Here is a 23971-nt window from a genome sequence, read left to right as displayed (position 1 = left end):
CTAAAATGTTGCGGATCGAGCGGATGTGGCGAAAGGAACGGGATAAATCCCGTAGAATGCAGCTGATCGGGCGAATACGGAGAAATCTACGGGATAATTGCTTTAGAATGCAGCGGATGGAGCAGATGTGGAGAAATGAACAGGATAAATCCCGCAGAATGCAGCTGATCGAGCGGATGTGGCGAAAAGAACGGTATAAATCCCGCAGAATGTACCGGATCGAGCGAATACGGAGAAATCTACGGTATAAATCCCGCAGAATGTACCGGATCGAGCATATACGGAGAATTCTACGGGATAAATCCCGCAGAATGTACCGGATCGGGCGAATACGGGGAAATGAGCGGTATAAATCCCGCAGAATATATCGGATCGAGCGAATACGGAGAAATCTACGGTATAAATCCCGCAGAATGTACCGGATCGAGCGAATACGGGGAAATGAACGGGATAAATCCCGCAGAATGCGGCTGATCGAGCGAATGTGGCGAAATGAGCGGTATAAATCCCGTAGAATGCAACGGATCGGGCGAATACGGGGAAATGAACGGGATAAATCCCGCAGAATGCAGTCGATCGAGCGGATGTGGCGAAAAGAACGGTATAAATCCCGCAGAATGCAGCGGATCGAGCGAATGTGGCGAAATGAACGGGATAAATCCCGCAGAAAGCAGCGTATGGAGCGGATGCGGGGAAAGGAACGGTATAAATCCCGCAGAATGCAGCGGATCGGGCGAATACGGGGAAATGAACGGGATAAATCCCGCAGAATGCAGTCGATCGAGCGGATGTGGCGAAATGAGCGGTATAAATCCCGTAGAATGCAGTCGATCGAGCGGATGTGGCGAAAAGAACGGTATAAATCCCGTAGAATGCAGTCGATCGGGCGGATACAGAGAAATGAACGGGATAAATCCCGCAGAATGCAGCGGATCGAGCGAATGTGGCGAAATAAACGGCATAAATCCCGCAGAAAGCAAAGGATCGAGCGGACCGGTCCGGATCAATACACCTTAAAGGAGTGATTCCGCCCATTAACCGGAGAACCACTCCTTTTTTATAGCCAACTTTATAATCCAATCAACGACGACCTCCGTGATCGTTAACTGTGTAAATTGCTGAACTCGATTCGCGAGCTGAAGGACCTAGTAAACTCTTTTTCGATTATTGTTTTCATGATGTTGTGATGCACTTTGAGTTGTGATTGATCGGCGTGGTCTCTAAGGAGTTCAAAGAGCGCTGCTGATTTTTTGAAGCCGGTATCATCGTCTAGCTTGATGCTTAATAACAAGATTTCTAGAATAGTGTTGATTGTATCGTACATATTCTCTTGTTTATAGTAATACATCGCCAGCAGATAAATGTAATCCTCATGGTATCTGATATTCACAATAGTCTCATGTTCTCCTATGTCATCAACATTGATTTTGAATTCCTTCAGAATCCAATCAACGGAATAATCATGTATTATCGAAGATTCTAAGATTGTAATGAGTCCCGGCAATAATTCTTCATCATCACTTTTTCTAATAAACTCAACGTATTTATGTAGGACTCCCATTTTGCCTTCCAGCAGATCGATAACGTATGAATTGGCTTTTGCTATATTGCGGTAATATTCGACTTCATTAATACCCTCTTCATCTAAACCTACTATCCAGCCTAGGTCAGCATACTTCTGAATACATATTTTTGCCTCGTCAAACTTACCGGATTTTTGTAGTGCTATACCTTTTGCGCATGAGCTATATCCAAAATAATAGGGGATACTCCGTTTCAGTTTAGGACCTCTTATGAGGTTACTATTGTTTTCATATATGACGGAAATTTGTTCGTGTAGCTTGTCTGCAATTTCAATCATGGCATCCCAATTCTCAAATGAAAATGATGCCTTAAGCATCTGAATCAAGGAATCCACATTCAACCCTTCCAAATCCAACTTCAATCCTATCTCCCTTTCTAGAGCATATCATGCATCGATTAAGATGATTGTATTTCATTTCTAAATTATTCATTTATTTTACATTAAATCATGTGATTTCCATCACGTTACATAAGGTTAAAAGGGTCTTTATTAATAATTTTAAAAATACTGTGAAGTCAAAAGCATATGCCCGTTTCGTCGGACTTGATTTCAAGGAAAGAGATGCGATCTTCAGTGATAACTATTTCGACCTATCAGCTGGCGTTTCAAGAACCGTTACGGTTGCTAAAAAAGATCTCGATAAACCAGCTACGGCTGAGGAACTGCGTGCCCAGCTTACTGTACGTTCCGTCTTTGATATTTAAGAAAAAGGTTATTTTCCTACTATATCCTAGGCTACCAATCTCCAAATGGCAGTTTGATGATATATATTCTAGTGGTTTAGACTCTGCGTATAGATAGATCAATATTTTACTATAATAGGTATAGATATTAAGATTGTATACCCTTCCATTTCACTCTAAAATAGACTTCGAAGAAGCATTAATTACAAACTATAAACGTTCTATTGAGCTACCTTAAGGAGAGTGCAAACATATTATGGGTATTTATTATGATGACAACCGCAAGGTGTTTCATTTACAGTCTGAGAAATCCAGCTATATTATTGAAATGATCAAAGGTGTTATTCCAGCGCATGTCTACTGGGGCCCAAAATTGGCAGGGAGAGAATTTCAACATCCGTTGAATTTGGTGGAACGTTGCTCTTTTAGTCCAACTTATTTGCAGGAGGATAAAAATATCTCCCTCGACACCTTGCCAAGCGAATTCCCTTCTTATGGAAACGGTGATTTCCGCGAGCCGGCACTTGAGGTTCACCTAGTAGATGGCACGACCGTAACGGATTTCCGTTATAAGAGCCACACCATTAATAAAGGAAAACCTGCACTCAAGGGTCTGCCTGCTACTTATGTTGAAAGTGAAGAAGAAGCAGAGACCCTGGAAATTATATTGCAAGATGATAAAACAGGATTGATCGCTGCCTTGAGCTATACCGTATTTAACAATCAGGATGTTATAACACGTTCCGTGCGGATTGAGAATCTGGGTAAGGACAATCTGGTTCTGAAAAGAGTATTAAGCGCGAATGTTGACTTCCATGATTCTGACTATGACATGCTGCAATTATCCGGTACTTGGACTAGAGAACGCCATATTCACAAAAGACCACTCGTTCCTGGCATCCAGCGGATTGACAGCAAACGCGGCTCCAGCAGCCATCAGCAGAATCCTTTTATGGCCTTGCTTGCAAAAGATGCAACAGAGGATCATGGCGAAGTTTACGGGTTCAGCCTTGTGTATAGCGGAAGTTTCCTTGCCCAAGCAGAAGTGGATCAATACGGAATTTCCAGAGTAGGGATCGGTATTCAACCTTTTAACTTTCAGTGGTTGCTTGAACCGGGCGAATCCTTTCAGGCTCCAGAAGCCGTATTGGTAAGATCCAGTGAAGGGCTTGGTGGATTATCGAGAACCTATCACCGTCTGTATCGGACCCGATTATGCAGAGGTGAATTCCGCGATAGCAAGCGTCCTATTCTGATCAACAACTGGGAAGCGACTTATTTTAATTTTAATGCGGATAAAATCAAAGAAATTGCTAAAGCAGGCAAAGAGCTAGGCCTGGAGCTGTTCGTGCTGGATGACGGCTGGTTCGGCAAACGTGATAACGACGACAGCTCCCTGGGAGATTGGGTAGAGGATCGTCGCAAGCTGCCTGAAGGTCTTGGAAAGCTAGGGGAAGATATCACAGCAATGGGCATGGAATTCGGATTATGGTTCGAGCCAGAAATGGTATCGCCAGAAAGTGATCTTTACCGTGAACATCCAGACTGGTGTCTCCATGTACCTGGGCATAAAAGTTCGTTAGCCCGCCAGCAGCTAGTGCTGGATTTATCCCGCAAGGATGTATGCGATTATATCGTCGAGTCAGTTAGCTCGGTATTGTCATCTGCTCCGATTACTTATGTGAAATGGGATATGAACCGGAATATGACAGAGATTGGATCAGCGCTTCTTCCAGCCGAACGTCAACGCGAAACGGCACACCGTTATATCCTTGGACTTTATGATGTGCTGGAACGTATCGTTTCCCGTTTCCCTCATATTTTGTTCGAAAGCTGCTCTGGTGGTGGCGGACGATTTGATCCGGGGATGCTGTATTATATGCCACAGACCTGGACTAGCGATGATACGGATGCAGTGGAAAGATTAAAGATCCAATACGGAACAAGTATTGTGTATCCAGCGAGTTCAATGGGTGCCCATGTGTCGGCTGTTCCTAACCATCAGGTGCATCGTATTACTCCTTTGGAGACACGTGGTCATGTCGCGATGTCGGGTAATTTCGGCTACGAGCTGGATTTGACCAAGCTTACTGAAGCTGAACGCGAGGATATCCGCAAGCAGGTTTCGGAGTACAAGGAACTGAGAATGCTGATTCAGTACGGTGATTTCTATCGACTGCTTAGTCCTTTTGAAGGAAACGAGACGGCATGGATGTTTGTTTCCGCTGATAAAAAAGAAGCCTTCGCCACCTACTTCCAAGTTCTGGCCGGGCCTAATCCACCGTTGCGCAGATTGCGTCTGAAAGGACTCGACCCTGCAAAATCGTATAAGCTTGAGCTTAACGGCGGAGTATACAGAGGGGATGAGCTGATGCACTTCGGACTCACGATTCCACAGCTCGAGGGCGATTTCAGAAGCCTACTTTTCGTGCTTAGAGAAGTTTAATCAAAAAAGGAGGGTGCCCCGAAAGCCATTGGCTGCTGGGCACCTTCCTTTTTTTTCTCCTTTTTCGAGTTCTTTTGTGACTAGCTGCGCGCCCGAAGCTGTTATTGGATGAGGCGCTTTGCGAGATGCTTACTTGGCCGGGGACTACCAGACGCGAATTAGTGCGACTTGCAAGTAGCTTGGCGCCACTGGAGCTGATTGTTTATACTGAAGCCGGCGGGCTCAAATTGGTGCACCATGTAAGTTGCTTACCCAGCCAACACAGTGCTATCGGACTCAAATGCCGCTAACCGCTCTCTTTCCACACATTTGGAGTTTTATCGGACCGCATAGTCGCTATTGACTCGAAAAGTACCTAATAAGCACCTCTTTCGAAGGAATAGCAGCACTGGAGTCCGAAACTGTGCTCAAAAGGCGAAAAATTAGCAAATAGCGTCATCTGAGTCCGAAAGCGGCGGTGGAGGGGGCGACTCGGTGCTGCTGTACTCGAATTAGGGTGTTTAACAAGCTGCTTACCAAGCTGGTGACTGCTGGATGCGAATTAGTACGACTTGCAAGTTGCTTACCCATCCAACACAGTGCTATCGGACTCAAATGCCGCTAACCGCAGCCTTTTCACACATTTGGAGTTTTATCGGACCGCATAGTCGCTATTGGCTCGAAAAGTACCAAATATGCACATCTTTCGAAGGAATAGCTGCACTGGAGTCCGAAACTGTGCTCAAAAGGCGAGAAATTGGCAAATAGCGTCATTGGGGTCCGAAAGTGGCGGGGGATGGTTGTGAGTCGGTGCTGCCAGATCTGAATGGTTACTACTTGCATCCACCGGCCCCGAATTAGCACGCCACGCATGCCACTCAGCTCTATCGAAGCCGAACGGTTATGCCGAGCAACATCAATTTTCAAAAAACACATGCTTGGACAGGAACTCCAGATCCTGCTCGCGGTAAGTGGAGGGGCTGACTCCAAAATAGGAACGAAAGACTTTGCCGAAATAGCTGGCATTGTCAAACCCGGTGTCCACAGCGATCTGGTAGATCGTCTGATCTGTTGTTTTCAGCATAGATGCTGCCAGCTCGATCCGTCTCCTTCTTAAATACTCAAAAGGTGAGAGATTGATGTTTTTTTGAAATAGTCTGCAAAGATGATGTTTGGAAATTCCAACATGTGCGGCGACATCGTCTAAGCTAAGGTTATTATTGTGCAGATCATTTTTCATGAATTGTATTGCGGCATGGAGTTTGTCATTTTTTATATAGGTGGTTAACAAACTCGGTTTCTTGAGGTATTTCTCCATGGACAATATCCACTGAAAGGCTTTCCCCGTTAGAAAATGCAAATCTCTTTCCTCATCAACCTGTATGTCCTTGAACATACTCCACAATAAATCCATCGGAACCGATTCCTGAGGGAGTTCTATAATGGGACCGCCATGTGCGATCAGCTGGTTCCAGAGTGAAATAGCTAGAGGTCCTCGTACATTCAGCCAAATGAATTCCCAGGGCTCTGTACCTTCCTCCGGATAATAATATCTGTGTATACTGGGGACAGTCACTAGGAAAGCTTTGCCCTTTGTTAATGGGTGAACAACCCCGTCTATTTCAATTCTACCCTCTCCAGATAAGGTGTACTGAAAAATAACACAACTTCTCTCCGTCCGGTTCTGGCCGTTAAATGAATATGCCGGAGTCTCGGCTTGTTCCCAGCCAATGGAATCAAACAGAAGCATAGAAGCTTGTTCTTCCGAGCGAATGGTGTAGGAGGAGCGCAACATTAGCAGGTTTCCTTTCCATGGTTCGTTACTTCATTCAAAGTGTAAACTTTTTTGCTGATCTGTTCAATTTTTGTTTCATTTAATCTGCTGTCTTCGATATTGATAAGGCGTAATGCCGTACTGATCTTTGAATAGCTTAATGAAATATTGTGGCTTTTTGTAGCCGACTAGATGTGAAATATCGAGCACATGTAAGTTGGAATCGATCAATAACTTGGAGGCCTTTTCCAAGCGTTTAGAAGAAATGTAGCTCGATAAATTTTCGCCCGTCTCCTGCTTATAAAATTTGGACAGGTAAACAGGATGGAGGTGAACAATTTTTCCTAAGTCCTCCAGGCTCAAGCATTCACTAATATGATTGGAGATATAGGCTTGAATGGTATGAACAATATTTTGATTGGAAAATTTAGCGCTTCTATCTAATTGGGTGAGGCTCTGCAAGATGGATTGAAGAGCCGTATTTGGCTCTGATAATTGATTGAAAATCCAGTCTGCGGCCTCAGCTGATTGGATTTTAGCGGTTGTGGAATACAGCAAATTAATGAATTCGAGCAGGTAGAGGAGCTTTTGTTTTTTGACAGTGAGCTTGGCAAAGTTTTTTAAAATGTTTTTTCTGGTTTGCTCCCATTCTCCAAGCTCTAATTTAGGGAGAGCACTAGAGTCATGCAGCATAGTAAAGTCACTGGTACCTATATTTTCATTAAAAAAGAAATGATAAAAAATATGCCGAACAGCATGCTTTTGAGAAAATTCAAACGGCTCGGAAAAAGAAATGGAATCGACGCTGCTTGCCACAGTTTCGATATTTGATTCTGGAATAATTCCAGTAATGGCTGATGGAGTGGTCCAAATAAAGTCTCGTCCACCATTATGATCTTTTAACATCATTTCATCTTTCCCACTAGCCCCTGAGACATGAAAAAAGCAAAAATGCTCATTCCGGAAGGTAGAATCGAATGTACTGTAATCATTACGTATTGGGGAAGATTCGCTAATAACAGATAGCAGGTAACCTAGCCCATCTATCTTTTTCTCTACCACTGGGGTTTTTGAGGGTTTCTCAGCGATACTCTTAATAACTTGACTCATGGCTTTTTCCATATCCTCTTTATCTACCGGCTTGAGTAAATAATCCAAAGCGCCCAGACGAATGGCTTGCTGTGCATAATCAAATTGAGAATAACCGGAAAGAAAAATCACCTTGGTTTTGAGCTTTTTTTCATGAACATGATGCAGTAAATCAATGCCGGATACCTCGGGCATACGAATATCTGTAATAAGAATATCTATATGATTCTGATTCAATAGCTCCTTGGCTTCAATCGAATTTGTTGTCGCCTCAATATGCTCAATCCCAAATTTGTTCCAATCCAGCAGGTGTTTTAAATATTCAACGATGTAATGCCCGTCATCAACTATCAATAATCGCATATTGACCTCCTTCATCCAGCGAGAAATCTATGAATGCCAGCACGGATAAACCGCCCCAGTCATTAATGAAGAAACGCAGTCCGCTTAATTCACCATACGCATTTTTGAGGCGATGATGAATGTTCCAAAGACCAATTCCTCTTGATCCTTCAGGAGGGGATTCATTCTCAAGCCTGGCCATTAGCTGGTGTATTTCCTCAGCAGTAAGCCCCTTACCATCATCGGCTACAATAATTAACGCTCCAGTATCAAGTGCTTTTACATCTATAGTAACGCGATAAGCCCCTTGCTGTTCTTCAATCCCATGCTGAATCGCGTTCTCGACCATAGGCTGGATAATCAGTGGCATAATCAGATGCTCTCCCAGTTCAGGGGGCAGGTTGATTTCATAATTTATTTTTTTGGAAAGTGACATGATGGATAAAAAATGATCGGCAAGCTGCAATTCAGAAGCCAACGTAACATTATCTGAATTCATTTTTGTTAAATAACGATAGTACTCTGCTAAATGTTTGCTCATCTGCATTACGGCTTCCGGTGAAGTTTTTGCCACAGCCATAATGAAAAACAGATTATTGTAAAGAAAATGTGGATTGATCTGAGCCTGCAGCTGTTTCACTTCCGCGTTTCTGCGCAGCTCGGTTTCTATTTTTAATGAAGCGAATAAAGCCTGTATTTTGGCGACCATGTGGTTAAAGCTTTTAAATAGACTATAAAATTGATTGTCCGGGTTCTCACTAATTCTGGTGCTGTAATTCCCTTGTTCCACTTGGTAGAATTTCTTGTCGAGCAGATATACATTGCGATAATAGTTTCGATAGAACATAAAAATCACGATAAGGCCAATGATCAAGATCATTAAGATGCTGACAAAAAACACCTGTTTATTCCGGTTAAGCGGATTCAAAAAATCACTCATTCGCGTATAGGTAACTAGATACGTATCAATCGGCTCAATATACTTTGATAAAACATAATAATCGTCATCGTTGATATGATAGTCAAACTTTAGAATTTCATGTGCATTGGGTGTTATCGTCTCCTTGGCTTTTTCCTCGATTCGAATATCCACCGCTTTATTGCTAATCATCAAACTCTTGTTCACAAGCAAAAAGGCATTGGAGCTCTCACCGCCACTCACTGCTTTTTCTAAAAGACTTGTTAAATACTCCTTTTTCAGCTTAACGCCCACAATGTATTGAATATTGGCAGGATTCTTAGGCTCATGAATATAAGGGTAGATTGAAAAATAATACAAATTATTATTAACAATCTGCCAGCCTCGCTGCGTGACCTTCTGAAAGGGCTGTTTGGCAAGCGAATCATGACCCGTAAAAATAAAAGTGCCGTCCGATTTCCAGTAGATACCGATAGATTCAATCGCCTGACTGGAGAGAAGTGGTGCTGATATGCGGTCATAGATATCATTTTTTTTCATCTGGGCATCGTAATTGTTCATCTCTTGTATTTTGCTTTGATAGAAACGTACGGAGGTGTCGGCTGTATATTGGATGCCATACAAACTTGCCTCAGAGATGATGCCATCCAGTATGCTTTCCGTATAAGCTAGCTGATTTTTGGAGGAGTTAACCAAGCTCTCTTGAATGGTTTTGGAACCTAGGGAGTTCATTATGAAAAACAAACTTAAGGTAAGTAAAAGGAAAAAAACGAAAAAATATATGAATCGTTTCATATTTACTTTTTTAATCATAAGCATTACTCCTGTCGCTAGGACTCGTGTGAATTCATCATAAGCCATATATTCCAAAAGAAAAAGGGAAGAGCTCTCGCAAAATGAAAGCGTTTATAAAGATGTTTAGCGAGTGGTTATGATATTTAATTTGAGACATTTTCGAATGAAAGCGCTTTTGTTAACATTAAACCAGAAAGAAATTAGCAGCCAAGAATGTAAAAGGGGGTAAGCACAATAGCACAGATAATGAATACCCAGCTCAAATGGAGTGAGAAAGCCAACGTTAAAAAAAGCAGAAAAAATCCTTGGAAAAAGGAAATCAAAAAAAATTGGCCATTGTATGTTTTATGTATCCCAGCTTTGGTATTCGTTCTAATTTTTGCCTACGGTCCTATGGTCGGATTAGTGATGGCCTTTCAGGATTACAAGCCCTGGCTTGGAATTACAGGTTCAACTTGGATTGGTTGGGATAACTTCGCAAGAATCTTTCAATATAAAGAGGCGACACAATCTATTATCAACACCCTCATTATTGCTGTAATCAAAATTATAGTGGGAATTATCGTTCCTATCTTTATGGCGATTCTGCTAAGCGAGATTAGAAACATGGGGATTAAAAAGAGTATTCAAACCTTGGTCTATTTACCGCATTTCCTCTCTTGGGTAACCGTTGCCGGAATCATGATTGATATCTTAGGTCTGGATGGGGGCATAAATCATTTTCTTACGAATTTCCTCGGACTGAAACCGATTTTCTTTTTGGGCGATCCTACGCTGTTCAGACCGACGATCATCATCAGTGATTTATGGAAAAACTTCGGATTTGGCATGATTGTTTACTTAGCGGTGATTACAGGGATCGACCCTTCTTATTATGAGGCCGCCGAGATCGACGGCGCTTCACGCCGCCAACAAATACGCCATGTTACTTTACCGAGTATGATGCCGATGATCATCGTAATTGCAACGTTAAGCCTTGGGAATATCCTGGATGCAGGATTTGACCAAATCTTTAACTTATACAATCCACTCGTCTATAGTACGGGAGATATCATCGATACTTATGTTTACCGGTCATCCTTATTGAATGGCCAATACGGTTTTGGTACCGCTGTTGGGTTGTTTAAATCCGGCATCAGCTTCATATTAATCGTAATTTCCTATCGAATTGCTTACAAGGTAGCTAACTACAAAATATTTTAAATCGACGTTGTTAAGCTTACAAAACTGTTAGGAGGAATGGGAGTGTATTATAAATCCAAGGGATATAGGATATTTTCGATTTTCAATCATATCCTCCTGATTCTAGTAGCCTTATCGTGTTTATTGCCTATGCTTCATTTGCTAGCACAATCATTTAGCAGTAAGACAGCGGTAAATGGGAATTTGGTATCCTTTTGGCCGGTGGACTTTAATATCGAAGCCTATGTGAAAACTTTTAAAAACACGAATTTTACAGGCTCGATGAGAATCTCAGTGGTCCGGACGGTGCTGGGGACGTTAATCAGTATGTTTATTATTACAACGGCAGGGTATGCCTTGTCCAAAGATTTCCGGGGGCGTAATGCTTTAATGTGGATTTTTATATTCACGATGTTGTTTTCCGGTGGTTTGATTCCTTCTTATATATTGGTTACGAAACTTGGGCTCAAGGACACGATCTGGTCGCTCGTGCTTCCCGGTGCCTTCGGAGCTTATAATTTGATTCTGATTATGAATTTCTTTAAAACAATCCCTAAGGCGCTTGAAGAGGCGGCATTTATCGATGGGGCTTCGTTCTTCGTCATTTTCCGGAAAATCTATCTTCCGCTTTCCCTTCCCGGTCTGGCAACCGTCGGATTGTTTATCATGGTGGGGAGCTGGAACGCATGGTTTGATGGGATTTTGTATATGTCGAATACAACGGACTATCCGTTAGCTTCATTCTTACAGACTGTAGTTGTGCAAGGTTCAGCGCAGAGTATGGCACTTAGTCAATCAGAAGCAGCCGCGTTGTCAGAACAGAGTATCAAAGCTGCGCAAATTTTTATTAGCACACTGCCCATTATCCTTGTGTACCCGTTTCTACAGAAGTATTTTGTCAAAGGCATCGTTCTGGGTGCTGTAAAAGAATAACGTGACCAACATATAAAACTTTAATTCAAAGGAGCTTATTGATGAAAAAAACAGGGGCCTTAATAACGACTACTGTATTGATGGCAGGATTGCTAGCGGGCTGCGGCTCAAACGGTAAAGAATCTAATGCGGCAGAAGCGGTTCTCAAAGACGGCAAATACGATCCTCCTATTACTATCAACATCGCCAAGCAACAAGATGAGAATGCCGGTAAATATATCAACGGGGAGAGCTTAAATGATAATGTGTTGACCCGCTGGGGTGTGGAGAATCTAGGGATTAACATCCAAACTACTCTTTTGGGCGGTGATGCCTCCCAATATAATACGAAACTTCGTTTAGCGCTCACTGGTTCCGAGAAGCTTCCGGATGTTTTGCCAGTGTATGACACCTCCTTAGAAAATGATCTGATTCAATCTGGACTTGTAAAAGATATTGCGGAAGACATTAACAAATATATGCCTGAGCGTCTGAAAGAAATATATAAACAATATCCAACAACGTTCAACCCGGTTATCCAGGACGGCAAGGTTTATGGGATGGCGATCTCGCCCAATCTCACTGAAGGTGAAGTCATGCTTATCCGTCAAGATTGGTTAGATAAATTAAATTTAAAAGCGCCAACAAATATAGATGAATTTGAACAGGTAATCGCTGCTTTTACGAATGATGACCCGGACGGTAACGGAAAAAATGATACTTATGGATTTGATTTCTCGGGAAAAGATTCTTACAACACGGGCTGGGTAAGCGATTCTGTAATGATTTTTAGTGCTTATACAGGGAAGAGTCTCCCCGGCCAATGGTATAACGACAATGGTAAACTCACTTACGGTTCCGTCGCTGATGGGACAAAAGATGCGTTAGCTAAACTACGCGATTGGTACTCCAAAGGGTATTTAAATAAGGAGTTAGCTACACAGGGTGCCTGGGATGCACTGGCGGATTTCACTGAAGGTAAAGCAGGGATTATTATTGGCCGTCCTTGGCTGTACGGCAGTGTTAAAGATGTGGAAACTAACGTAAAAGGGGCTAAAATCAAAGCTTACCCAACAATCAACGGTGTAAGTGGGGATCGAACCTACCAATCCGGTCAACAGAACGATGGTGTCTTTATGTTTAATAAAGACTTTAACAATATGGAAGCTTTCTTCTTGTATTATGACAAGCTTTACGATGCAGCATTTGGTACCGGAGATTTCAAATATGGTTATGCTCAGGGATATGATTATGACATCGTAGGCGATGAAGTGGTATTCGATTCCAAAAAATTCAATACTCCTTTGGATGCCGCTCAAGGTGTAGGAAAAATGGCTTTTACCAAAAATACACCAAGTGTTGATGGCCCAGGTAAATCTTTTTATGATCTTTCCAAAGGTGCAAAAGCAGAGAATGGGGTCTTGATCAGATCGGCAGCAAATGATGAAACAGCCAAAGAGGGATATGTGATTTCCTATGAGAATAGAGAGTCGCTGCTTCCAAATGCATTTAACGGTCCACCTACCAAGACCATGCAGACAACCTGGGAGCAACTGAATACGATGGAAAAGGAAACCTTCACCAAAATTATTTACAGTAAAGAGCCGCTAACTGCGTACGATGACTTCGTGAAGCAATGGCATGACAAAGGCGGTACGATAATTTCCGGAGAAATCAACGAATGGTATAACAATGCTAGCAAGGTGGATGTGATGTCTCAGATGGGATTGAAATAAGTTCGCAAGAACAGCAGGTTCAGTTAAGATCATCCTTGGCCGAACCTGCTTTTTTGTATAAAAATCTGATCCTCTGGAGGATAATCATGGACGAAAACGCGAATACAGTCACCCTACTAAATAGCGCTCCGCTTCTGGATATGAACGGAAATCCTGTACATGCACACGGTGGACATATGCTCTGTACGGATGGATATTATTACTGGTTTGGTGAGAACCGGATGGATCGGCGGAGAGTGAGCTGCTACCGGTCTGTGGATCTAGTGAATTGGGAATGGCGCAATGATGTGCTCACACTCGATTCACCGGTACAGCCAATTTATCATCGCACCACATTAGAGCTTGAACCCTTGGACAGGGAGGGTCGCCCAACGGGTGCGGTAATTGAGCGTCCAAAAGTACTCTACAACAAACTTACAGGGAGATTTGTTATGTGGATGCATTGGGAAAATGGACGCGACTACTCTGATGCGCGCTGCGCGATCGCTGATTGCGGGACGGTAGATGGGGATTATGTTTACCGGGGCAGCTTTAATCCGATAGGTAACATGTCTCGTGACTGCACCCTGTTCCAGGATGACGATGGGACGGCTTATTTTATCTCCGCGGCAAGGGAAAATGCTGATCTTATTATGTATCGTCTGTCACCTGATTACCTCAGCATAGAAGAACAGGTCAAGACCTTGTGGCCCGGACAAGCACGTGAAGCACCTGCATTAATGAAGCGTCAGGGTGTATACTTTCTCATCTCGTCCGCCTGTACGGGCTGGTTGCCTAACCAAGGAACCTATGCCTGGTCTGAGGAATTATTTGGTCGTTGGTCACCCTTGCTGCCTTTGGGCGACATCACTACATACGACAGCCAGCCTGCTTTTATAGTTCCTATTGTAGGAACAGACAATGACCAGTGCTCTTACCTGTATGTTGGGGATCGCTGGGACCCTGCGGATTATTATGCCTCTTCCTATGTATTTCTGCCGCTCAGCTTTCCTTCTGGCCGGGAAATGAAGCTTGACTGGGCAGAGCGAACGATGATTGACCTTAGGAAGGGAGTCGTAGCTGTGGAATGCAGCTCTGGTAGTGATCTGTTCAGATTGAAAAGCTTAGGAATGGGGCTTTATCTGGCGGCGGGAAATCAATCCATTGAACATGAGGAGACCCTGAACGTCGAAGTCCGGACGCTTTCGTATGAAGATCAGCAGCAGAGATGGACGGTTGAATACGGGGAGACGGGTAGGGCAAGAATTCGAAACAGTGAAAAGGCCTTATCTATTGGCCCGTTGAATTCCTTGCTGCTGGAGCCTATTCGTGACAACGAAGATCAGTTTATATGGTTGCTTACAGAGTCTGAAGCAGGTTCACTGACTATTGGGAGCAATGACGGAAGAGTTCTTACCGTAGCAGGAGAACAGCGTGGGGGTTGGGGTTGTGTGTTTCTTGAATCCAAACGCTGCCATGATCCCCGTCTAGGTGCAGACCCGCAGCTTTTTCAACTGATTTCAGTAAGGTAAACAGTTTAGAGAAAAGAGGTATACCGATGAGTTTATCTGTCTCCTTCCCTGTGGAATGGTTTAAAAGTGCCCCCCATACACAACTTACTGCGACTTCCTCTGAGGCATTTCAGTTAATCACTACACCAGAAGGTGGTGGATTTGAGCTTCAGCCAGGGCAGCTGGAATCCGCCGCTTGGTGCGATTATGGTTTCGTTAATGCGGAGGTTTACCATGAAAGCCATGACGTTCTGGTGCTGTTATTCAGTTTTTATGATCGGGATCATCGCGTCATTACTTATCATGTAGGAATTTTACCTGGTGTACGCACGAAAATTTGTTTACCCTTGATTCATTTAAATGGGGAGAAGCTGTTCCTTCCCCGTTATCCGGGTGTGATGCAGACAGTACTGAGGGGAGATGCAGGCATCGATCGCAAGCATATCACCCGATTCTCTATCGCTACTCTCCCTTCAACAACAAGTAGAGCTGTGCAAATTAGTGGCTTGGCACTAAGTCTAACTGAGCCCGCCTTTGAGTATGAACAGCAACCATATATAGATGATCTGGGCCAATTAAAGGGAAGGGATTGGCCAGGAAAAACGGTTGATGCAGAAGCGTTGACCGATCGGCTGCACGCAGAGCGGCAATTTGTGGCACAAGTTGATCACAGTGGAGGTGACCTCAGCAGGTACGGAGGTTGGAAAGCGCTGAGTTTCGCGGCAACCGGATATTTCCGCACGGAGTTTGACGGCAGCCGCTGGTGGTTCGTTGATCCAGAGGGTTATGCCCTGTTTAGTACGGGGATGGACTGTGTGGGTCCAGCCTGTTCTATGCATGTAACGGGTATGGAACACTTGATACCCTCGTTGCCGGAGCGGGAAGGAATCTATCAAGAAGCTTGGTCACAGGATGGCGAGGAATTCAGCTTCGAGATTGCTAATCTGATCACTGCTTTTGGGGCGGAGTGGCGCTCTAACTGGGTGGCTATGACGGATTTTCGCTTACAACAATGGGGATACAACACCATCGGTAACTGGTCCAATGATCTTTTCATTAAGGAATCTCAGCTTCCGTATGTTTATCCTCTAGTGGACTTTCCTATGACGGAGCAATCTATTTTCCGGGATTTCCCGGATGTGTTTAGCCCGGAGTATGAGCGGAATGCCGGGAGCTTTGCGGAGCAGCTTCTTCCATTAAGGGAGGACCAGAGAATGGTTGGCTATTTCATGCGTAATGAGCCACATTGGGCATTCGTGGATGGCTTGAATTTGACCGGGCAGATGCTGAAATCTCCGGTCCGTTATGCCAGCAAGAAGGAATTCATTCGCTGGCTTGCAGAAAAGTACAAAACAGTGGAGCAATTAAACAAGGCGTGGGATAGCGTTTTTGAAGAGTTCGAGGATTTATACGATGTATCGAATGTGAATGTAACCGGGGATAATCTCACTTCTGCCCGAGAAGTGGATTATAACCAGTTCAACCGGATCATGATCCGGCGGTATGTAGAAGTGCCAGCCCGTCTTTGCAAGCAGACGGATCCGAATCATCTGAATTTGGGAATGCGTTATGCCTGGGTTGGCAGTGATGAGGTGCTGGAGGGCTGCGAATGGTTTGATGTATTCTCTATGAACTGCTATCAGTTCAGTCCTGACAAGGAACAGATCGCCCAGATCAGCGGACGACTGAACAAACCAGTCATGATTGGGGAATATCATTTTGGTGCGGCTGAAGGCGGCATGTTGGCTTATGGGATCCGTGCGGTGGCAACTCAGAAGGAGCGCGGTGAAGCTTACCGTTATTATGTGGAGCAGGGGGCAGCCATCCCGCAGCTGATCGGAGTTCATTATTTTCAGTGGAATGATCAGCCCGTGCTTGGACGTTATGACGGAGAAAACTATCAAATCGGTGTAGTGGATGTCTGCAACCGTCCATATGAACCTTTCGTACAAGCAGCGAGAAAGGCCCATGACCAGATGTATCGGGTGCGGACGGGTATGACAGCGCCCTATAATATTGTGCCAATAGAGATTCCAAAAACGGGATTCTGATTGCAAATCTTTACAACAAAAAGGCCCCCAGCCAATGGGGGGCCTTTTTTGTCCTCTCCTCTGAAATGTAGCCCCTTTACAAGCCAAGGCCGGAGGAGGGGAGTGAATCATCACGGGAATAGCGCTTGCGGTATTCGCCCGGAGTTATTCCCGCACAACGCTTGAACATACGGATGAAGGAATTTACGTTCTGATAACCGACCTGAAGCGCGATATCCTGAATCCGCAGTTCCAGATTCATTAGCAGCTCTTTCGCCCGCTCAATCCGCAGATTGTTCAGATATTCACTGAAGTTGATGTTTGTCTTCTCTTTGAAAATGCTGGACAGGTAACCAGGAGTTAAATTTAACTTGTCTGCTACTAGGTTGAGGTTGATGTCCTCGCCGTAATGTTTGTCTAAGTAATCCAGTACAAAGCTGATAATGGGGTCGCGCGACTCCGAGTGGCTATTGATGACCACGAGCACAGGACGAACCAGATCACGCAGCCATTCCTTGTATTGATCCATTGAGTGGAAAGCGTTAAATGGCTCTAGTCGGGGTGGTAAGAGACGCTCAGCTTCCGTTTGGGGCAGATTCAGCTTCGTCACCGTTTTGCTTGTCTGTTCCGCTGCTCCCAAGGCAAATGCCCGAAAATCCGCCGCCGCCGCATCCTTGTGCTGCAGCTGCTCCAGCTGACGATCCAACCAAGTGAATACAGCCTCCTCATTGCCAGACTGCAGCAGATTGTGCAGCTCCTCTCCGTGGGTCACCTTTAAATGAAAGGATTTGGCGGATGAGGCTCTAGGTTCTACGATAATTTGTGTTTCCCCGTTTAATCTACGCTCATTTAACAAAATCGATAGATTATTGTAGGCATCGGTAAATGAGGTTTCGCCTGAATATACCGGACTTACAGCAATAGTCAGATATAAGGATGTCTCCGAATCCAGCAGCTCCTTAAGTGTATCAAGAGCCTGCAGAAAACTGCTCTGCGGTCCGGGATTGAACAGGAGCAGCATGAGCTGATCATGTTCCGGCTGGAGTGCGACGCTTTCACTTTCTCCACCAGTGATCAAGTTTTGAACCAGCTTCCATAACATCAGTGTGTGTTTCTCCAATTCGTCCGGTAAGGTTTTGAAGCTGACCTTGAACAGAATGGAGGCATAGGGCTGTTCGGATTGCCTTACATCTTCAAGCTCCGCGAGGCTTTTACTCAGCGGGATATTTTTCACTTTATGAGTATAGGCATATTGGCGCACCAGTGAGTTCTTATGATCAAGATCGGTCTGGATGAAGCGGTTATTCTCCAAAATGGAGCTCAGGTGGTCGCCGATAATGGCGAATTCCTTCACACTGCTTAATTTTTCAGGCCGGCTGCCCGCTTTACGGTCCAAGGCGGCAATCAGGCGCTGGAGCGGTTGGTTAAGCCGGTGGCTGAAGATTAGGGATGAGAGGACACTGATCAGTACTGCCGCAGAGAGTAATACAGCCAACAATAGCTGCATACCACGCATTTCCGCAGCAATAGCCGCCACCTGGGTCACTCGGATATATGTGAATCCAGTCTGTTTACCTTTTTCATAGAAGTAATATTGGTCTCCGACCCGCTCATGGGCATTGTCACTTTCCGGAAGCTGGCTTGTTTGCAGCTTCCCCTCTGATGTGGAAAACAATAGATTCTTCTGCGCATCCAGGATATAAAACGGGGTATTGCCGGCATCTCCGTAGGCAGCCTGCATCCGCTGCGGATTCAGCATGACAATGCCGTACACCTCCTCATAAGGAATCGCTTTGACCAGCACTGGCATTAACCTTCCGAGCGTACGGGTGGAATTTATGGTTTTCTCGGTAAAGGTTGCGGCGGGCATGACTTTTAAAAATTGATTGTCCATCGTTTGCCGGCTCCAGTACTCCGGAGGGTATTCTGCACTGAAGTAGTATTTACCGAACATATCTGCGGCGCTGCTTAGGCCCTCCCTCTCCAGTACATAATTTTCCTTTTTAAAATAGAGAATGAAATTTTCGATATGCAGAAAAGGATTAGCATACAGCGTTGAGAGATCCGATATTACTTCTGCCGGGATATCATATCGGCGGTTCTCTTTGAGGTGACTTAGAATGCCCAGATTGGCAGTCCATGAATCGGATTGGGTGAGGGCAAGAATGATGTTCTGGGTCAACCGGAAATGATTTTCGTAGCCTTCGACCGTTTGTGCGAGGCCAAGCTCATTTTGCCGGATCATCTCCTTATAGATTTTGCCGCTTAAATACAGATGGGAGAACAGATTAAATGATGCCAAAATTAAGATGACACTGAGGAAGCTTAGCATCAGCTTAACGAACAGGGCATTCAGCGCAAATTTGCCAGTAACCGATCCCTTCATATGTATCCCCCTTTGGATGCACCCGTAAATGAATTGGATTAATTCTATCATAGCGGCAAAAAGCTAACACCAACAATATGCAATTTTGCTGATTTGTACGCTATTCTATGGAAATCCGCAGTTAAGGCGAAATGTTATATAACATGTAGATAGCGCTTTCCAAAGAAATGCAGCTATAATTCGGAGACAAATCCCGGAAAAAAGGGGGAAGTAATCTGACATCTATATGAGTTATGATCATTTTAACAAGAGGAGACATGCATATGGCTCAAGCTAGCGTAGTGCAGGACAAAATGCGAAAGAAAGTGCACCGGCGATCCCAACGACCTCAACGCCACAAAGCGGGAATCCTTCGAACTTGGAATAAAAACAAGGCGCTCTGGCTGCTGTTCCTGCCGTGCCTGTTGTATTATTTGATCTTCCGCTATGCACCGATGTTTGGATTAGTTATCACTTTCAAGGATTACAATCTTTTTAAAGGGATTTGGGCCAGTGATTGGGTGGGACTCAAATATTACAGGATGTTTATAGAGAATCCCGATTTTTGGCCGCTGATGAAAAACACTTTTCTGCTTGGTTTATATAAGCTGTTTTTTGGCTTCCCGGCACCAATTCTACTGGCGATTCTGCTTAATGAGGTGCGCAAGGCTGCTTTCAAACGAGTTGTGCAGACCGTCAGCTATCTTCCACATTTTATCTCAAATGTCATTGTAGCCAGTATGGTAATCATGTTTTTATCCCCAACCGGAGGGCTGATTAATAATCTGCTTGGTGCCATAGGGATTGGACCGATCAATTTCATGAATGAACCTGGATTGTTCCGCGGTATTTATGTCCTGTCGGAAATCTGGCAGCATATCGGCTGGGAGACTATTATCTACTTGGCCGCTTTGACCGCTATCGACCCTCAGCTGTATGAAGCTGCTGATATGGACGGAGCCAGCCGCATGCGTAAAATATGGCATGTCACCTTGCCCGGCATTTCACCCGCCATCGTGATCACCTTGATTCTTAATATCGGTAAAGTGCTCGAGATTGGCTTCGAGAAGGTATTCCTGATGCAGAACCCGGCGATCTACGACACAGCGGATATTATCAGTACTTATGTCTATAGGGTGGGTATGGTGCAGGGGAACTTCAGCTATGGCGCTTCTATTGATCTTTTTATGGGCGTGATTAGCTTGATCTTCATCTATACAGCAAATTACATCAGCCGTCGTGTAAGTGAGACAAGTTTATGGTAGAAAAGAGGTGTGGTGATGAGATCACCCCGTTTATCCTGGTTTAATGTCGTGAGCACTTTTATCCTTCTTGTGGTTGTGGTGGTCACGCTTTATCCGTTCCTGCATATGCTTGCTGTCTCTCTCAGTAGTGATGTGCATGTCATGAAGAATACAGTTTCTTTTTGGCCTAAGGGTTTTAACCTGAATATGTATAAGCTTGTACTCGGAGATTCGCAAATCTGGGTGGCTTACAAAAATACACTCATTTACACCGTGCTTGGCACCCTGATCTCGCTGGTGGTCACCTCCACGGGTGCCTATGCACTCTCACGCAGTGATATGGCGCTGCGCAAGAGCTTCACCCTGTTGATTGTGGTGACGATGTTTTTCAGCGGAGGGATGATTCCCACATTCCTCGTGGTTCGCTCCCTGGATCTGGTCGATACCGTATGGGGCATGGTGCTGCCGGGTGCGGTTAGCACCTGGAATCTGATTCTGATGCGGACCTTTTTCTCCGGCATTCCTAAAGAGCTGGAGGAGTCAGGCCGCATCGACGGACTGAATGATATCGGTATATTTATCCGTATTATTGTTCCGCTTTCCAAGGCTTCCTTCGCCACCATAGCGCTCTTTTACGCGGTTGGCATGTGGAATAACTTTATTTACCCGCTGCTCTACCTGCGCTCACCGGATTTGTTCCCGCTGCAAGTACTGCTGCGCAATCTGGTGCTGGCTGGCAGTGCTAGCTCGGGAGATGTCACTAGCATTGGAGGTGACAACATGGTGATAGAAGAATCGCTGAAGTACGCGACGATTATGGTCTCGACGCTTCCGATTCTGATTGTGTATCCATTTGTGCAGAAGTATTTCGTTAAGGGGGCCATGATTGGTGCGGTTAAAGGCTGAGGCGGGTGGAACCGTCACAAATTCAGAATAAGGGAGAGATCGTAATGAACAAATGCAAATCTGTACTGCTGCCACTGGTGATTGCAGCAACCGTAGTAACTGGCTGCAGCGGAGGGGGCAATGACACCTCGCCTCAGAGTAATACTCAGGGCAGCAGTACCGCTTCACCTACTGACTCGTCCAAAACGGAAAAAACCTTCACTGCGCTCTTAGACAACAATGCTACGTTCCCTTATTCGAAAAGCTGGCCCATTTGGAGCTGGCTGAAGGAGAAAACCGGTGTCACACTTGAGGTGCAGACCCCTTCCGGAAAGCTTGAAGAGAGCTTGAACCTGGCGATTGCCTCGAAGGCAATGCCGGATCTGATGTATATGCCTAACCGCAAAGAATCGAATAAATTCGGGCAACAGGGTGCGTTGGTGGATTTGATGGAGTATATGGACAAAATGCCGAATCTGACCGCCTGGGTAAAGCAGTATCCAGAGGAAGCGAAGGCTGCACTGTCTGCTGATGGCAAAATGTATATGTTCCCGAATCAGGGCTTTGGCGAGACGAACCGCATGATCTGGTTATACCGTAAAGACATTTTTGACAAAGAAGGAATCCAGGCACCAGCCACATATGAGGAGCTGCATACAGCTCTAAAAACCTTGAAGGCAAAATATCCGGACAGCTATCCGCTTTCGATCCGCTACGGCCAAATTCCCGATGAAATGAATGCCAATATGACAGTGAATTACGGGACGGGTGAAGGGGCTTATTATGATTTTGATAAAAAAGAGTGGCTTTTTGGACCCACGGAAGATAGTTACAAGGAAATGGTTGGCATGTGGAAAATATTTTATGACGAAGGGCTGATTCCACCCGACTTTCTATCTCTGCAAACTAAGCAATGGCAGGACATGGTGTCCACGGGCAAATCGTTTGTGACCATCGATTACATCAGCCGGATCGATTTTTTTAACAATGCGATGCAGCAGGAAAATCCGGAGTTCAACATGCAGTTCATGGCTCCTCCAGCGGGCATTGCCGGCGGCAAGCAACTGAACCCGTATTTTCATTATATGGAAGGTGGCCTAACCGTGGCTTCAACCTCAAAGAACATCGATGATGTGATGAGCTATATGGACTTTTTTTATTCCGAAGAGGGACGTACGCTCAGCAGCTGGGGCGTGGAGGGCGAGACGTATGTGAAGGAAGGCGACACGATTAAGTTCAAACCAGAGTACAACGATGTGATCGAAATGCGGAAGCAGACAGGACTTCAGACTAGCGGAACATACACCTGGATCGACTTTGGGGCACATCTGTCGTTGTTCTCAGACAATTTAAAGTATGCCTTTGAAGAAGCGACGAAATATGATCCGTCCATGATGCAGCCACGGCCTGCATTTACGGAGAAAGAGAATGAAATTATTGCGATAACCGGCCAGGCGATCCAAAAACACCGCGATGAAAGCTTTGCCAAGTTTGTTACCGGCTCCCGAAAGCTGGCCGACTGGGACAAATATGTGGAGGAGATGAACAATCTCGGCGTGAATAAGCTGCTGGCTACTTATAAGGAAGCTTACGACCGTGTTCAGAACATTCAGTTAAACGGGAATTAATCTGTCTGGTGCCAAGGACAATAGTTGCCCGGAAAGGATGAGCGGGATGAATGACATCATTAAGCCTTTAGAGACACACAGAGTAGAGCAGATGTCCGTTCAGGTTTACGAAGATCGTAACCTGATGGGCGCTGCGGCGGCATCGCAGGTTGCGCAGAAAATTAGAGCTTTGCTTCAAGATTCTGCGCGTCAGGTCCGAATTGTGTTTGCTGCCGCACCTTCGCAAAATGAACTGTACGAGGGGCTGGTGCGGGAGCAAGGGATTGATTGGTCCCGGGTCAATGCTTTTCATATGGATGAATACATTGGTCTTGCGGCTTCGGCTCCCCAGCGTTTCGGCCGTTTTTTGACAGATCGGCTATACAGTCGGGTTAACCCTGGCCGGGTAGAACTGCTGGATGGTCTCGCCGCTGATGTGGTGCAGGAATGCCAGAGGTATTCGGCTTTGTTGAGCGAGGCGCCTATTGATATCGTTTGCCTCGGGATCGGGGAAAACGGGCATATCGCGTTTAATGATCCGCCAGTCGCTAATTTTACCGACCCGCAGCTGGTCAAAGCGGTCGAACTGGAGGAAGCCTGCCGCCGCCAGCAGGTGAATGACGGTTGTTTTACCGGGCTGGACGAGGTGCCAACCCATGCGCTGACGCTTACGGTACCAGCCTTGCTGGCTGGCCGTCACCTGTACGGAATTGTACCTGGGGTGTCCAAACGCAATGCTTTACAGGCGGCGCTCCATGATTCGATCAGCACGGCATGTCCAGCTACTATACTGCGCACCCATCCGGAGATCACGATGTTCACGGATCGGGCTGCCTTCGGCCTATGAACGCGCCAATTAAAGGAAGGCACTATAAAACTGGGCTGCCGGTTGAGGTAAGTGTCGAGCA

At 45.1% G+C, this 23971-nt stretch carries 17 protein-coding genes; 12 read left to right on the top strand and 5 right to left on the bottom strand.

Going from position 1 to position 23971, the window contains the following annotated elements:
- Positions 1-5 precede the first annotated feature (5 nt).
- A complete protein-coding gene (locus MHH60_RS30995; protein ID WP_076099837.1) occupies positions 6-1025 on the top strand; it encodes a hypothetical protein in 1020 nt (339 codons plus the stop codon).
- A gap of 77 nt (positions 1026-1102) precedes the next feature.
- On the opposite strand, the gene MHH60_RS30990 is transcribed toward MHH60_RS30995, so the two are convergent.
- Positions 1103-1945, bottom strand: coding sequence for a DNA-binding protein (locus MHH60_RS30990; RefSeq protein ID WP_141118619.1), 843 nt, complete (start codon positions 1943-1945; stop codon positions 1103-1105).
- Positions 1946-2034: 89 nt separating this feature from the next.
- Between MHH60_RS30990 and MHH60_RS30985 the strand changes: the two genes are divergently transcribed.
- Both MHH60_RS30985 and MHH60_RS30980 read left to right on the top strand, forming a co-directional pair.
- On the top strand, positions 2035-2289 hold the full coding sequence (locus MHH60_RS30985) for a glycoside hydrolase family 2 protein (protein ID WP_256715092.1): 255 nt from the start codon (positions 2035-2037) through the stop codon (positions 2287-2289).
- Between the two features lie 235 nt (positions 2290-2524).
- The gene (locus MHH60_RS30980; RefSeq protein ID WP_076134623.1) at positions 2525-4714 is read left to right on the top strand and encodes an alpha-galactosidase; all 2190 of its coding nucleotides are present in this window, start codon (positions 2525-2527) and stop codon (positions 4712-4714) included.
- Between the two features lie 895 nt (positions 4715-5609).
- Here MHH60_RS30980 and MHH60_RS30975 read toward each other — a convergent pair.
- The 3 genes from MHH60_RS30975 to MHH60_RS30965 form a co-directional block, all read right to left on the bottom strand.
- On the bottom strand, positions 5610-6488 hold the full coding sequence (locus MHH60_RS30975) for a helix-turn-helix transcriptional regulator (protein ID WP_076130289.1): 879 nt from the start codon (positions 6486-6488) through the stop codon (positions 5610-5612).
- Positions 6489-6563: 75 nt separating this feature from the next.
- Positions 6564-7919 carry a response regulator gene (locus tag MHH60_RS30970; protein ID WP_076134622.1) on the bottom strand — a complete coding sequence of 452 codons (1356 nt, stop codon included), beginning with the start codon at positions 7917-7919 and terminating at the stop codon, positions 6564-6566.
- Positions 7900-9630 carry a sensor histidine kinase gene (locus MHH60_RS30965; protein WP_076134621.1) on the bottom strand — a complete coding sequence of 577 codons (1731 nt, stop codon included), beginning with the start codon at positions 9628-9630 and terminating at the stop codon, positions 7900-7902. The genes MHH60_RS30970 and MHH60_RS30965 overlap by 20 nt, the downstream gene beginning before the upstream one ends.
- A gap of 228 nt (positions 9631-9858) precedes the next feature.
- Here MHH60_RS30965 and MHH60_RS30960 point away from each other — a divergent pair, with 228 nt between their 5' ends.
- The 5 genes from MHH60_RS30960 (at position 9859) to MHH60_RS30940 (ending at position 16983) form a co-directional block, all read left to right on the top strand.
- The gene (locus MHH60_RS30960) at positions 9859-10815 is read left to right on the top strand and encodes an ABC transporter permease (protein WP_081382600.1); all 957 of its coding nucleotides are present in this window, start codon (positions 9859-9861) and stop codon (positions 10813-10815) included.
- 42 nt (positions 10816-10857) lie between these two features.
- Complete coding sequence (locus MHH60_RS30955; RefSeq protein ID WP_081383383.1) at positions 10858-11727, top strand: carbohydrate ABC transporter permease; 870 nt, start codon at positions 10858-10860, stop codon at positions 11725-11727.
- A 41-nt stretch (positions 11728-11768) separates the two neighbouring features.
- A complete protein-coding gene (locus tag MHH60_RS30950) occupies positions 11769-13442 on the top strand; it encodes a hypothetical protein (RefSeq protein WP_076134620.1) in 1674 nt (557 codons plus the stop codon).
- Positions 13443-13528: 86 nt separating this feature from the next.
- On the top strand, positions 13529-14953 hold the full coding sequence (locus MHH60_RS30945; protein WP_076134619.1) for a family 43 glycosylhydrolase: 1425 nt from the start codon (positions 13529-13531) through the stop codon (positions 14951-14953).
- Between the two features lie 26 nt (positions 14954-14979).
- Complete coding sequence (locus tag MHH60_RS30940; RefSeq protein ID WP_076134618.1) at positions 14980-16983, top strand: beta-galactosidase; 2004 nt, start codon at positions 14980-14982, stop codon at positions 16981-16983.
- A gap of 76 nt (positions 16984-17059) precedes the next feature.
- On the opposite strand, the gene MHH60_RS30935 is transcribed toward MHH60_RS30940, so the two are convergent.
- Positions 17060-19348: a helix-turn-helix domain-containing protein gene (locus MHH60_RS30935; protein ID WP_076134617.1), complete on the bottom strand. Its 2289-nt coding sequence runs from the start codon at positions 19346-19348 to the stop codon at positions 17060-17062.
- A 263-nt stretch (positions 19349-19611) separates the two neighbouring features.
- Here MHH60_RS30935 and MHH60_RS30930 point away from each other — a divergent pair, with 263 nt between their 5' ends.
- The 4 genes from MHH60_RS30930 to MHH60_RS30915 are packed head-to-tail and all read left to right on the top strand — an operon-like array spanning position 19612 to position 23910.
- Positions 19612-20592: an ABC transporter permease gene (locus tag MHH60_RS30930; protein WP_081388941.1), complete on the top strand. Its 981-nt coding sequence runs from the start codon at positions 19612-19614 to the stop codon at positions 20590-20592.
- A 15-nt stretch (positions 20593-20607) separates the two neighbouring features.
- Positions 20608-21477, top strand: coding sequence for a carbohydrate ABC transporter permease (locus MHH60_RS30925; RefSeq protein ID WP_076130282.1), 870 nt, complete (start codon positions 20608-20610; stop codon positions 21475-21477).
- A 44-nt stretch (positions 21478-21521) separates the two neighbouring features.
- Positions 21522-23084, top strand: a complete 1563-nt coding sequence (locus MHH60_RS30920; RefSeq protein WP_076134616.1) for an extracellular solute-binding protein — start codon at positions 21522-21524, stop codon at positions 23082-23084.
- Positions 23085-23130: 46 nt separating this feature from the next.
- Entirely contained in the window at positions 23131-23910 is a 780-nt protein-coding gene (locus MHH60_RS30915) for a glucosamine-6-phosphate deaminase (RefSeq protein WP_076134615.1), read from the top strand.
- The last annotated feature ends 61 nt before the right edge of the window (positions 23911-23971 follow it).

This window comes from Paenibacillus sp. FSL H7-0716 (assembly GCF_038002705.1).
Taxonomy (GTDB): domain Bacteria; phylum Bacillota; class Bacilli; order Paenibacillales; family Paenibacillaceae; genus Paenibacillus_AQ; species Paenibacillus_AQ odorifer.
The sequence above is the reverse complement of the archived record's forward strand: the minus strand, read 5'-3'. Positions and strand labels throughout refer to the sequence as shown.

Bases quoted from the DNA above. Each gene is read 5' to 3' on its own strand.
- MHH60_RS30935 (WP_076134617.1), bottom strand. From the start codon at position 19,348: ATGAAGGGATCGGTTACTGGCAAATTTGCGCTGAATGCCCTGTTCGTT.
- MHH60_RS30965 (WP_076134621.1), bottom strand. From the start codon at position 9,630: ATGATTAAAAAAGTAAATATGAAACGATTCATATATTTTTTCGTTTTT.
- MHH60_RS30950 (WP_076134620.1), top strand. From the start codon at position 11,769: ATGAAAAAAACAGGGGCCTTAATAACGACTACTGTATTGATGGCAGGA.
- MHH60_RS30995 (WP_076099837.1), top strand. From the start codon at position 6: ATGTTGCGGATCGAGCGGATGTGGCGAAAGGAACGGGATAAATCCCGT.
- MHH60_RS30930 (WP_081388941.1), top strand. From the start codon at position 19,612: ATGGCTCAAGCTAGCGTAGTGCAGGACAAAATGCGAAAGAAAGTGCAC.
- MHH60_RS30960 (WP_081382600.1), top strand. From the start codon at position 9,859: ATGAATACCCAGCTCAAATGGAGTGAGAAAGCCAACGTTAAAAAAAGC.
- MHH60_RS30970 (WP_076134622.1), bottom strand. From the start codon at position 7,919: ATGCGATTATTGATAGTTGATGACGGGCATTACATCGTTGAATATTTA.
- MHH60_RS30940 (WP_076134618.1), top strand. From the start codon at position 14,980: ATGAGTTTATCTGTCTCCTTCCCTGTGGAATGGTTTAAAAGTGCCCCC.
- MHH60_RS30980 (WP_076134623.1), top strand. From the start codon at position 2,525: ATGGGTATTTATTATGATGACAACCGCAAGGTGTTTCATTTACAGTCT.
- MHH60_RS30925 (WP_076130282.1), top strand. From the start codon at position 20,608: ATGAGATCACCCCGTTTATCCTGGTTTAATGTCGTGAGCACTTTTATC.
- MHH60_RS30920 (WP_076134616.1), top strand. From the start codon at position 21,522: ATGAACAAATGCAAATCTGTACTGCTGCCACTGGTGATTGCAGCAACC.
- MHH60_RS30975 (WP_076130289.1), bottom strand. From the start codon at position 6,488: ATGTTGCGCTCCTCCTACACCATTCGCTCGGAAGAACAAGCTTCTATG.
- MHH60_RS30945 (WP_076134619.1), top strand. From the start codon at position 13,529: ATGGACGAAAACGCGAATACAGTCACCCTACTAAATAGCGCTCCGCTT.
- MHH60_RS30915 (WP_076134615.1), top strand. From the start codon at position 23,131: ATGAATGACATCATTAAGCCTTTAGAGACACACAGAGTAGAGCAGATG.